The organism is Pseudomonas sp. FW305-E2 (genome assembly GCF_058782925.1).
In genome coordinates, this window is sequence record NZ_JBYSYE010000005.1 from 1 (window position 1) to 11,798 (window position 11,798).

Annotated in this window: 12 protein-coding genes and 1 pseudogene; 7 read left to right on the forward strand and 6 right to left on the reverse strand. The window is 62.3% G+C overall.

Translation table 11 applies throughout. The features are described 5' to 3' along the window. Both AC3WLP_RS06455 and AC3WLP_RS06460 read right to left on the reverse strand, forming a co-directional pair. Positions 1-1,090 (reverse strand): MFS transporter (locus AC3WLP_RS06455; protein ID WP_103340161.1); only part of this gene is annotated, 1,090 nt, incomplete at its 3' end. A gap of 110 nt (positions 1,091-1,200) precedes the next feature. Continuing rightward, a complete protein-coding gene (locus AC3WLP_RS06460) occupies positions 1,201-2,694 on the reverse strand; it encodes an aldehyde dehydrogenase (protein WP_003253510.1) in 1,494 nt (497 codons plus the stop codon). A 196-nt stretch (positions 2,695-2,890) separates the two neighbouring features. On the opposite strand from AC3WLP_RS06460, the gene AC3WLP_RS06465 reads away from it, so the two are divergent. Both AC3WLP_RS06465 and AC3WLP_RS06470 read left to right on the forward strand, forming a co-directional pair. Continuing rightward, a complete protein-coding gene (locus AC3WLP_RS06465; protein WP_088512615.1) occupies positions 2,891-3,250 on the forward strand; it encodes a cupin domain-containing protein in 360 nt (119 codons plus the stop codon). 83 nt (positions 3,251-3,333) lie between these two features. Then, positions 3,334-3,537: a hypothetical protein gene (locus tag AC3WLP_RS06470; protein ID WP_004575219.1), complete on the forward strand. Its 204-nt coding sequence runs from the start codon at positions 3,334-3,336 to the stop codon at positions 3,535-3,537. A 67-nt stretch (positions 3,538-3,604) separates the two neighbouring features. On the opposite strand, the gene rpmG is transcribed toward AC3WLP_RS06470, so the two are convergent. After that, positions 3,605-3,760 carry a 50S ribosomal protein L33 gene (rpmG, locus tag AC3WLP_RS06475; RefSeq protein WP_003253507.1) on the reverse strand — a complete coding sequence of 52 codons (156 nt, stop codon included), beginning with the start codon at positions 3,758-3,760 and terminating at the stop codon, positions 3,605-3,607. Positions 3,761-3,771: 11 nt separating this feature from the next. Then, positions 3,772-4,008 (reverse strand): 50S ribosomal protein L28, encoded by a 237-nt coding sequence (gene rpmB, locus AC3WLP_RS06480; RefSeq protein WP_003253504.1) that lies wholly within the window; start codon positions 4,006-4,008, stop codon positions 3,772-3,774. Positions 4,009-4,369: 361 nt separating this feature from the next. Here rpmB and AC3WLP_RS06485 point away from each other — a divergent pair, with 361 nt between their 5' ends. Beyond that, positions 4,370-5,959: an ABC transporter substrate-binding protein gene (locus AC3WLP_RS06485; protein ID WP_088512616.1), complete on the forward strand. Its 1,590-nt coding sequence runs from the start codon at positions 4,370-4,372 to the stop codon at positions 5,957-5,959. A gap of 73 nt (positions 5,960-6,032) precedes the next feature. On the opposite strand, the gene radC is transcribed toward AC3WLP_RS06485, so the two are convergent. Continuing rightward, positions 6,033-6,713, reverse strand: a complete 681-nt coding sequence (radC, locus tag AC3WLP_RS06490; RefSeq protein WP_088512617.1) for a RadC family protein — start codon at positions 6,711-6,713, stop codon at positions 6,033-6,035. Between the two features lie 126 nt (positions 6,714-6,839). Between radC and coaBC the strand changes: the two genes are divergently transcribed. The 4 genes and pseudogenes from coaBC to argB all read left to right on the forward strand — a co-directional run bounded on the left by coaBC (position 6,840) and on the right by argB (position 10,960). Then, positions 6,840-8,051: a bifunctional phosphopantothenoylcysteine decarboxylase/phosphopantothenate--cysteine ligase CoaBC gene (gene coaBC / locus AC3WLP_RS06495; protein ID WP_003253409.1), complete on the forward strand. Its 1,212-nt coding sequence runs from the start codon at positions 6,840-6,842 to the stop codon at positions 8,049-8,051. 5 nt (positions 8,052-8,056) lie between these two features. Further along, complete coding sequence (dut, locus tag AC3WLP_RS06500; protein WP_003253408.1) at positions 8,057-8,512, forward strand: dUTP diphosphatase; 456 nt, start codon at positions 8,057-8,059, stop codon at positions 8,510-8,512. A 144-nt stretch (positions 8,513-8,656) separates the two neighbouring features. After that, a pseudogene (locus tag AC3WLP_RS06505) lies at positions 8,657-10,024 on the forward strand (phosphomannomutase/phosphoglucomutase); the annotation flags it as partial. 30 nt (positions 10,025-10,054) lie between these two features. Next, positions 10,055-10,960, forward strand: coding sequence for an acetylglutamate kinase (gene argB, locus AC3WLP_RS06510; protein WP_004575216.1), 906 nt, complete (start codon positions 10,055-10,057; stop codon positions 10,958-10,960). A 159-nt stretch (positions 10,961-11,119) separates the two neighbouring features. On the opposite strand, the gene pyrE is transcribed toward argB, so the two are convergent. Then, the gene (pyrE, locus tag AC3WLP_RS06515; protein ID WP_003253405.1) at positions 11,120-11,761 is read right to left on the reverse strand and encodes an orotate phosphoribosyltransferase; all 642 of its coding nucleotides are present in this window, start codon (positions 11,759-11,761) and stop codon (positions 11,120-11,122) included. Positions 11,762-11,798: the final 37 nt, after the last annotated feature.

Sequence of the window (11,798 nt, forward strand, 5' to 3'; positions counted from 1 at the left end):
ACCCCGCAGCCCCGGCCGCCATCAGGAACAGCAACGCATGCCCGCTGATCCACTGGCTCCCCGCCCCCGCCAACAATGGCCCGAGCAAACAGCCAATACCCCACAGCTGAGCCACGTGGGCATTGGCCCGTACCAACTCATCATCGCGGTAGCGCTCACCGATCAGCACCAGCGACAAGGTGAACAGGCCGCCGGCACTGGCGCCGAACAACACCCACAATGGCCAGATAACCGGTGTGTGCAACAGCAGCGGGATCGCCAGGCTGGACACCAGCAGGGTCACCGCACAGCCAGTAAACAAGGTACGTCGCGACATATGGTCGGCCAGCGCGCCGATGGGCAACTGCAGCACCGCATCACCCACCACCACGGTACTCACCATGAACAAGGCGATTTCGGTGCTGAAACCCTGCTGCAGGCAATACACCGGCAGCAACGTGAGGATCATCGCCTCGAACGAGGCGAACAGGGCAATGGCCCAGGCAATTACCGGTAAGCGTCGGCAGAAGGCGAACAGGTCGCCAAAGGTGACACTGCAGGCTTCCGTGCTCGGCGCCCCACCACGCCCCAGCAGAACCAGCGGCGCGGCCAGCAGCAGACCGGTCGCCGCCCAGAAGCCGAAGTCGTCATCAGAGCCGAGGAAACCCAGCACCAACGGCCCGGCCAACTGGCTCAGGGCGTAGCTGCTGCCATACAGCGCCACCAACCGGCCACGCCACTGTTCGACCACCAGTTGGTTGATCCAGCTTTCGCCGAGGATGAACACCACGGTCAGGGACATGCCGATCATCAGCCGCAGCAGCAGCCATAACGGGTAACTAGGCAGCAACGCGAGCAGGCCAATCGACAGCGCCCCGCCCCACAGGCACAGGCGCATCGCCGACGGTACGCCAACCCACCCTGCCAGGCGGCTGGCCAGGCTGGCGCCGGCCAGTACGCCCAACGCCGGCATTGCCGCCATCACGCCGATGGCGAAGCTGCCGTAGCCCCAAGCCTCCAGGCGCAAGGACACCAGCGGCATGCTCACGCCGAGCGCCAGCCCGACACTGAGCACCGATGCCAGTACGGCGAAGTAGGTACCCCAACGCATTGCAGCCTCCCAGCCAATATTTCCAGGGGCCCATTTGCGGGCAAGCCCGCTCCTGCATCGGTCGCGAAGACCTGCAGGAGCGGGCTTGCCCGCGAAAAGGACCTACCGGGTTACAGCTTGATCCAGGTCGCCTTCAGCTCGGTGTACTTCTCCAGTGCGTGCAGCGACTTGTCACGGCCGTTGCCCGACTGTTTGAAGCCACCGAACGGCGCGGTCATGTCGCCACCATCGTACTGGTTGACCCAGACGCTGCCCGCACGCACGGCACGGGCGGTTTTGTGGGCCTTGGAAATGTCCGAGGTCCAGATACCCGCTGCCAGGCCATACGGGGTGTCGTTGGCAATGGCCACGGCTTCTTCGGCGGTGTCGAAGGCAATCACCGACAGCACCGGGCCGAAGATTTCTTCCTGGGCAATGCGCATGGCATTAGTCACGCCGTCGAAGATGGTCGGCTCGACGTAGGTGCCGCCGGTCTCTTCCAGGGTGCGCTTGCCGCCGGCCAGCAGCTTGGCGCCGTCCTTGTGGCCAGCCTCGATGTACGACAGTACGGTGTTCATCTGCTGGGTATCGACCAAGGCACCGACAGTGGTCTGCGGGTCCAGCGGGTTGCCTGGCTTCCAGCCTTTCAGGGCTTCTACCACCATCGGCAGGAACTTGTCCTTGATCGAACGCTCGACCAGCAGTCGGGAACCTGCAGTGCACACTTCGCCCTGGTTGAAGGCGATGGCGCTGGCGGCGGCTTCGGCGGCAGCTTGCAGGTCCGGGGCGTCGGCAAAGACGATGTTCGGGCTCTTGCCACCGGCTTCCAGCCAGATGCGCTTCATGTTCGACTCGCCCGCGTAAACCATCAGCTGCTTGGCGATCTTGGTCGAACCGGTGAACACCAGGGTATCGACGTCCATGTGCAGGGCCAGTGCCTTGCCCACGGTGTGGCCATAGCCTGGCAGCACGTTCAGCACGCCAGCCGGGATACCGGCTTCGATCGCCAGTTGGGCGATGCGGATGGCAGTCAGCGGCGATTTTTCGGACGGCTTGAGCACGACCGAGTTACCGGTGGCCAACGCCGGGCCGAGCTTCCAGCAGGCCATCAGCAGCGGGAAGTTCCAAGGTACGATGGCACCGACCACACCTACCGGCTCGCGGGTAACCAGGCCAAGCTGATCATGCGGGGTCGGGGCAACTTCGTCGTAGACCTTGTCGATGGCTTCGGCAGTCCAGTGGATGGCTTGGGCCGCACCTGGGATGTCGATACTGGAGGAGTCGCCAATCGGCTTGCCCATGTCCAGCGTTTCCAGCAGCGCCAGCTCTTCGACGTTCTTGCGCAGCAGGTCGGCGAAACGGATCAGCTTGGCCTTGCGCTTGGCCGGGGCCAGCTGCGACCACACGCCGGAGTTGAAGGTGGCACGGGCGTTTTCAACAGCGCGGTTGGCATCGGCCAGGTCGCAGCTGGCAACCTTGGCCAGGAAGCGTCCGTCGACCGGGCTCAGGCACTCGAAGGTTTCACCGGATGCGGCATCGGTGTATTCGCCGTTGATGAAGGCACGGCCTTCGATCTTCAGTTGCTGGGCACGTTGTTCCCAGTCCGCACGGGTCAGGGTGGTCATACGAAACTCCTCCTCTTGTTTAGGTGCAACGCCGCACTGAGGACTCACAGGCGTTGTCAGAATTCTGGCCGGGCGCCAAGCGCACACTGGCAAGCGATACCCTAAACCAGCCGGTGTAAACTATCAATATATTTGACACGAGAGGCTCAAAAGCCTACTGATGTTCATTTTATTAAACAACAACAGGAGCCGAACCATGAGTATCGATAGCATCATCGACTTCGCGCAGGTCCTCACCGAAGCCGAACGCTACCGCCCGGCTGCAGAGAAAGTTCTCAAGGGCGAACCGGACCAGGCGGTCTACAACCATTATTCCAGCCCGTGTGGGCAGTTTGCCGCTGGCGTATGGGAAGGTGAGGTGGGCCAGTGGACAGTGAACTACACGGAGCACGAATACTGCGAGATCGTCCAGGGCGTTTCGGTGCTGCGCGATCAGGACGGCGGGGCTAAAACCCTGCGTGCCGGCGATCGGTTTGTCATCCCCGCCGGCTTCAAAGGCACTTGGGAGGTGCTGGAGCCGTGCCGCAAGATCTATGTGATGTTCGAGCAGAAATAATTATGTAGCGCAGGGATTTTGCAGGCATGCGTGAGGATGACCCTGCCCGTTTCGGGCCATTCAGCCTCACAAGGAAAATCAGCATGACCAACGAAGAAGTTCTGCAAACCCTCGCTCACCTGGTCGGCACCCGCTACGTGCCGGAGCTGAAAGGCACCATTTGCGCCCTCACCGGGCGCACTCGCGTGGTTGGCCCCAACGAGATGTCCACCCGCGACTACGACGCCGCGCGCATCCAGATCAAGGCCGACGCCGACCTGATGATCCAGAGCTTCGCCTTCAACTGACCCTGCTGCAGCCCAAAAAAAACCCGCGTCCTTTCGGATGCGGGTTTTTTTTCAGGTCGCCGATCAATTACTTGATCTTGGCTTCCTTGTACACCACGTGCTTGCGAACAACCGGATCATATTTCTTGATCTCGATTTTGTCCGGGGTGGTGCGCTTGTTCTTGTCGGTGGTGTAGAAGTGGCCGGTACCGGCACTCGAAACCAGACGGATCAATTCACGCATGATGCTCTCCCTTAAACCTTGGCGCCAGCTTTACGGATGTCAACCAGAACGGCGTCGATGCCGCGCTTGTCGATGATACGCATGCCTTTGGCGGAAACGCGCAGACGCACGAAACGCTTCTCGGATTCAACCCAGAAACGGTGGTGCTGCAGGTTCGGCAGGAAACGACGACGGGTTTTGTTGTTTGCGTGGGAAATGTTGTTCCCGGTTACTGGACCCTTACCAGTAACTTGACAGACTCTCGACATGACTCAGCCCTCTAAAACCACATGCCCAACCCGGCATGGGTTGGCCGCTTAATCTCTCAGTCTTTGGCGCCTGAGCGCCGTGATTCTGGAGGCCTTATCGACCGGATCCGCTGATGCGACAGGCCGAGCCCCTAGAAAAGAGCGCTGCTTTATACCAGAAAGACTTGGCTGCAACAACAGTAGATGCACATTACCGCTAGCCAGAACGCGCCGGGCCAGCATAGCGGCAGGCCCCGCCAGTCGTCGACCGCTCGTCGCAAGATTTGCAAAAAAGGGTGTGGTCATTTGCCGGCGGGCGCACTAGGGTAAGCCTTTTCCAGACTGCACTGGCAGATGGGCCACTGACAGCCAAGGAGCCACCATGCGTGCCGCCGCACTTTCCTTATTGTTCACCTCCCTGTTCGCCGCCGGCGTTGCCCAGGCCGCTCCGCTGAGCGTTTGCAGCGAGGCCAGCCCCGAAGGTTTCGACGTGGTGCAGTACAATTCGCTCACCACCACCAACGCCACCGCCGACGTGCTGATGAACCGCCTGGTGGAGTTCGATGCGGCGCAAGGCAAGGTGGTGCCGAGCCTGGCGACCAGCTGGACGGTATCGGCCGACGGCCTGGTGTATGACTTCACCCTGCGCGATGACGTCAAGTTTCACAGCACCCCCTACTTCAAGCCAAGCCGCAAGCTGAATGCCGACGACGTGCTGTTCAGCTTCCAGCGCATGCTCTACCCGGCCCATGCCTGGCACAAGACTGCGCCGGGCGGCTACCCGCATGCCCAATCGCTGCAGCTGGGCAGCCTGATCAAAGCGATCGAGGCACCGTCGCCGAACACCGTGCGCTTCACCCTCAGCCACCCGGACGCCACCTTCCTGGCCACCCTGAGCATGGGCTTCGCCTCGATCTACTCCGCCGAATACGCCGACAAGCTGCTCAAGGCAGGTACGCCGGAGAAGCTCAACAACCAACCGATCGGCACCGGGCCGTTCGTGTTCCAGCGTTTCCAGAAAGACGCCGTGGTGCGCTACCGCGCCAACCCGGACTACTTCGCCGGCAAGCCGGCGGTCGACCCGCTGATCTTCGCCATCACCACCGATGCCAACGTGCGCCTGCAGAAGCTCAAGCGTGGCGAGTGCCAGGTTGCCCTGTCGCCCAAGCCGTTGGACATTGCCGAAGCGGGCAAGGACGGTAACCTCAAGGTGGCCACCACCCCGGCATTCATGACTGCCTTCGTCGCCATCAACAGCCAGCACCCGCCGCTGGACAAGCCGGAAGTGCGCCAGGCGATCAACCTGGCCTTCGACAGGCAGGCCTACCTCAAGGCCGTGTTCGAAGACTCTGCGGTGGCTGCCAACGGCCCCTACCCCCCTAACACCTGGAGCTACGCCAAGGACCTGCCCGGCTACCCGCTGGACCTGAAGAAAGCCAAAGCCCTGCTGGCCAAGGCCGGGCTGGCCGAAGGCTTCAGTACCACCATCTGGACCCGGCCCTCGGGTAGCCTGCTCAACCCCAACCCCAGCCTTGGCGCGCAGATGCTGCAAGCCGACCTGGCGAAGATTGGCGTGAAAGCGGAGATCCGCGTGATCGAGTGGGGCGAACTGATACGCCGCGCCAAGGCCGGCGAGCATGACTTGCTGTTCATGGGCTGGGCGGGCGACAACGGCGACCCGGACAACTTCCTCAGCCCGCAGTTTTCCTGTGCGGCGGTAGAGTCAGGGACCAACTTCGCACGCTTCTGCGACAGCCGCCTCGACCAGCTGATCAGCGCCGGGCGCACCACCAATGACCAGAGCGTGCGCAGCCGGCTGTACCAACAGGCGCAGACACTGATCCAGCAGCAGGCGCTGTGGGTGCCACTGGCGCACCCGACGGCGGCGACCTTGCTGCGCCAAGGCGTCGAGGGGTACCAGGTGAGCCCGTTCGGGCGGCTGGATTTCAGCAAGGTGACGGTGACCAAGTAAGCCTGTACCGGCCTCTTCGCGGGTTTACCCGCGAAAGGGCCCGTACTGACCCTATAAGGCTCTCAGTAGTCCCTCAGGCCACAATCCACCCATGCTCGACCATCGACAACGGCTCCCCATCACCAATGATGATGTGATCCAGCACCCGCACATCAATCAACGCCAGCCCCCGCTTCAACGACAGGGTCAAATGCACATCGTCCTGACTCGGTTCACTGATCCCTGAAGGATGGTTGTGGCACAGGATCAATGCCGCAGCGTTGTGCACCAACGCCCGCCGCACCACCTCTCGCGGATAGACACTCGCCCGATCTATCGTGCCCCTGAACAGGATCTCGAATGCCAGTGGCCGGTGCTTGGTATCGAGAAACAGACACCCGAACACCTCGCTGGCCTCATGCCTGAGCATGGCTTTCAAGTAGCGTCGCACCGCTGCCGGGCTGTCCATGGCAGACTCCCGCTCAATCGACGTTGCAAGGTGCCTGCGGCCGATCTCAAGCAGTGCCTGCAGCTGGCTGTACCTCACCGGGCCCAACCCGAGCTCGCCGACGAAGGCCTCGCGGTCGGCCTCCAGCAACCGGCGCAAGCTGCCGAACTTCACCAACAAGCCTCGCGATAGCTCCACGACATTGCGCCCACGTATGCCTGAGCCGAGAAAAACGGCCAGCAGCTCCGTATCTGTCAGGCTCCCTGCCCCGCGCTGCAACAACTTCTCCCTAGGCCGTTCTTCCGCCGGCCACTCCCTGATGTTCATTCCGCCCCTGCCTTTGCTGCGGCCCATTTCGGCCCTGTGTTAATCTATTTCGCCTCGTACATGCGACGTTCCGCCGCAGGCATTTTCAAACGTCGCCGCCCGCTCTCACTGGAAAAAGGCAAGCCTATGCAGCGGCTGTATCGCAAGCGCATCGTTCTCGGCGTGGGTGGCGGCATTGCCGCCTACAAAAGCGCCGAGCTGATTCGCCGTCTCCTCGAGCACGGCGCGCAGGTGCGCGTCGTCATGACACGGGGTGGTGCCGAATTCATCACCCCGCTGACCCTGCAGGCGCTGTCGGGCCACCCCGTGCACATGGACCTGCTCGACCCGGCCGCCGAAGCAGCCATGGGCCATATCGAACTGGCCAAGTGGGCGGATCTGGTGTTGATCGCCCCTGCCACCGCCGACCTCATGGCACGCATGGCCCAAGGCATGGCAGACGACCTGCTGACCACGCTGGTGCTGGCCACTGACGCCACCGTCGCCGTGGCGCCGGCGATGAACCAGGCCATGTGGCGCGACCCGGCCACCCAGGCCAACCTCGAGCTGCTCAAGAGCCGTGGCATTCAGGTGTTCGGCCCGGCATCCGGCAGCCAGGCCTGTGGCGACGTCGGCCTGGGGCGCATGCTAGAAGCCACCGACCTGGCCTGGTGCGCCGCGGAAAGCTTCAAGCGCCAGGCACTGACCGGCAAGCACGTGCTGATCACCGCCGGGCCGACCCAGGAAAACATCGACCCGGTGCGCTACATCACCAATCATAGCTCCGGCAAGATGGGCTTCGCCCTGGCCGAAGCGGCCGCCGAAGCAGGGGCTCGGGTGACCCTCGTCACGGGCCCTGTGCACTTGCCAACCCCTGACCGGGTCAGCCGCATCGACGTCGTCAGCGCGCGAGACATGCTCGCGGCCTGTGAAGCGGCCATGCCGTGCGACCTGTTCATTGCCTCGGCAGCGGTTGCGGACTACCGCCCCGAAGTCGTTGCCACACAAAAACTGAAGAAAGATCCTACGACCGGCGACGGCATGCTGCTGCAGATGGTGCGTAATCCCGATATCCTTGCCACCATTGCTGGCCGCGCCGACCGCCCGTTCAGCGTCGGCTTTGCCGCCGAAACCGAGCACCTGCTCGATTACGCCACGCGCAAGCTCAAGGACAAGAACCTCGACCTGATCGTCGCCAATGATGTGGCCAACCCCAGCATCGGCTTCAACAGCGAAGAAAATGCCTTGACCGTGATCGACCGCCAGCAGCACCAGACCCTCTTCGCGCAGACCAGCAAGGGCAAGATTGCCCGGCAACTGGTCGCCTTCATCGCCGAACGGCTTAACCAGGTTCAATAAGTTACATGCACGCTCTTCAAGCCAAGATCCTCGACCCACGCCTGGGCAGCGAATTCCCGCTACCCGCGTACGCCACCCCCGGCTCCGCCGGCCTCGACCTGCGCGCCCTGCTCAAGGAAGACACCCTCCTCGAACCGGGCCAGACCATCCTGATTCCTACCGGCCTGTCGATCTACATCGGCGACCCGGGCCTGGCGGCAGTCATCCTGCCGCGCTCGGGCCTGGGCCATAAGCACGGCATCGTGCTGGGCAACCTGGTCGGCCTGATCGATTCGGACTACCAGGGCGAGCTGATGGTGTCGTGCTGGAACCGCGGCAACACGCCGTTCACCATCGCGGTTGGCGAGCGTATCGCCCAGCTGGTGCTGGTACCGGTGGTGCAGGCTCACTTCGACATCGTCGAAGCGTTCGACGAAAGCCAGCGTGGCGCTGGCGGCTTCGGCCACTCCGGCAGCCACTGAGCCGGCAAATGACCGTTCAGGCCAAGGATGGCGAACTCTCTGGCGAAACCACCGTCCAAGCGTTCAGTTTGCGCCTGCCCAGAAAGCCTTTGACTAATGGAGCTTCCAGAGATGAACGACATGGCCCACCTGGTCCCCGCCGCATTGCCCGACAGCATTTTCCGCGCATATGACATACGCGGCGTGGTCGGCAAGACCCTTCACGCCGAAACCGCCTACTGGATCGGCCGCGCCATCGGCGCGCAAAGCCTGGCCCAGGGCGAACCGCAGGTTTCGGTAGGGCGCGATGGCCGCCTGTCGGGCCCGATGCTGGTGGAACAGCTGATCAAGGGCCTGGTCGATGCGGGCTGCCACGTCAGCGACGTCGGCCTGGTGCCTACCCCGGCGCTGTACTACGCAGCCAACGTGCTGGCCGGCAAGTCCGGTGTGATGCTGACCGGCAGCCACAACCCTTCGGACTACAACGGTTTCAAGATCGTCATCGCCGGTGACACCTTGGCCAACGAACAGATCCAGGCCCTGCTGACCCGCCTGAAAACCAACGACCTGACCCTGGCCCAAGGCCGCGTGGAGAAGGTCGAGATCCTCGACCGCTACTTCCAGCAGATCGTCGGCGACGTAAAGCTGGCGAAAAAGCTCAAGGTGGTGGTGGACTGCGGCAACGGCGCCGCTGGCGTGGTTGCACCGCAATTGATCGAAGCCCTGGGCTGCGAAGTGATCCCGCTGTTCTGCGAGGTCGACGGCAACTTCCCCAACCACCACCCGGACCCGGGCAAGCCGGAGAACCTCGAAGACCTGATCGCCAAGGTCAAGGAAACCGGTGCCGATATCGGCCTGGCCTTCGACGGTGACGGCGACCGCGTCGGCGTGGTGACCAACACCGGCAGCATCGTCTACCCCGACCGCCTGCTGATGCTGTTTGCCCAGGACGTGCTGTCGCGCAACCCGGGCGCCGAGATCATCTTCGATGTCAAATGCACCCGCCGCCTGACCCCGCTGATCGAACAGCACGGTGGCAGCGCCTTGATGTGGAAAACCGGCCATTCGCTGATCAAGAAGAAGATGAAGCAGACCGGTTCGCTGCTGGCAGGCGAGATGAGCGGTCACATCTTCATCAAGGAACGTTGGTACGGTTTTGACGACGGTATCTACAGCGCCGCGCGCCTGTTGGAGATCCTCAGCAAGACCCAGCAGAGCGCCGAAAACCTGTTTGCCGCCTTCCCGAACGATATTTCCACGCCGGAAATCAATATTGATGTGACCGACGAGGGTAAATTCAGCATCATTGATGCACTGCAACGCGACGCCGACTGGGGCGAAGCCCACCTGACCACCATTGACGGTGTGCGGGTCGACTACGCCAATGGCTGGGGCCTGGTTCGCGCCTCCAACACCACCCCGGTGCTGGTGCTGCGCTTCGAGGCCGACAGCGACGCCGAGTTGCAACGTATCAAGGATGTTTTCCGCACCCAGTTGCTGCGGGTAGAGCCTGAGCTGCAACTGCCGTTCTGACCGACTATCTGTTCCTTATAGGAGCCCTGCATGACCCTCGATCGCGATGCCGCTTCCCATGTAGCCGAGGTTTTGTCCGAAGCACTGCCTTACATCCGCCGCTTTGTCGGCAAGACCCTGGTGATCAAGTACGGCGGCAACGCGATGGAGAGCGAGGAGCTCAAGACGGGCTTCGCCCGTGACATCGTGCTGATGAAGGCTGTGGGCATCAACCCGGTGGTGGTCCACGGCGGTGGCCCGCAGATCGGCGACCTGCTCAAGCGCTTGTCGATCGAGAGCCACTTCATCGACGGCATGCGCGTCACCGACTCGGCGACCATGGACGTGGTGGAGATGGTGCTGGGTGGCCAGGTCAACAAAGACATCGTCAACCTGATCAACCGCCACGGCGGCAGCGCCATCGGCCTGACCGGCAAGGACGCCGAGCTGATCCGCGCCCGCAAGCTGACCGTCAGCCGCCAGACACCAGAGATGACCACCCCGGAAATCATCGACATCGGTCACGTCGGTGAAGTGGTGAGCGTGAACACCGACCTGTTGAACATGCTGGTGAAGGGCGACTTCATCCCGGTCATCGCGCCAATCGGCGTGGGTGCCAACGGTGAGTCGTACAACATCAACGCCGACCTGGTGGCGGGCAAGGTGGCCGAGGCGCTGAAGGCCGAGAAGCTGATGCTGCTGACCAACATCGCCGGCCTGATGGACAAGCAGGGTCAGGTGTTGACGGGCCTGACCACCGAGCAGGTCAACGAACTGATCGCTGACGGCACCATTTATGGCGGCATGCTGCCGAAGATCAAGTGCGCGCTGGATGCGGTACAGGGCGGCGTGAACAGCTCGCACATCATTGATGGCCGCGTGCCGAATGCAGTGCTGCTGGAGATTTTCACCGACAGCGGCGTGGGCACCCTGATTACCAACCGCAAGCCGCGCTGATTGATCGGTTAGCTTGCACTGGCCTCTTCGCGGGTAAACCCGCTCCTACAAAGGAAATCCCCGTGTAGGAGCGGGATTACCCGCGAAAGGGCCAGATCAGGCGGCACAAAAAAAGGCGACCCTCTGAAGAAGGTCGCCTTTTTCATTCCTGGGCCAGGATCAGATCCCGTACTGCGCCCGATAGGCCTCCACAGCCGGCAGGTGCTGCTTCAACTGTGGATCGTCAGCCAGGAACTCCAGCACCTGGGTCAGCGAAACAATGCTGACCACCGGGATACCGAAGTCGCGTTCCACTTCCTGGATCGCCGACAGTTCGCCATTGCCGCGCTCTTCCCGGTTCAGCGCGATCAGTACACCAGCGGCCTTGGCCTGCTGGGCGTTGATGATCTGCATGACCTCACGAATGGCGGTACCGGCAGTAATCACGTCGTCGATGATCAGCACGTCACCGGCCAGCGGCGCGCCGACCAGGCTGCCACCTTCGCCATGGTCCTTGGCTTCCTTGCGGTTGAAGCACCATGGCACGTCCAGCTGATGCTGGTCGGCAAGGGCCACGGCGGTAGTCGCCGCCAAAGGGATACCCTTGTAGGCCGGGCCGAACAGCACATCGAACGGGATCTTGCTGTCGACGATGGCGGCGGCGTAGCAACGGCCCAGTTCAGCCAGGGCGGAACCGGTGTTGAACAGGCCGGCATTGAAGAAATACGGGCTGGTACGCCCCGATTTCAGGGTGAATTCACCGAAACGCAGTACCCCGCGATCGATGGCAAAACGGATAAAGTCGCGCTGATACGGCTGCATGAATAGTCCCGGACACCACGGATTTAGCTAAATGGGT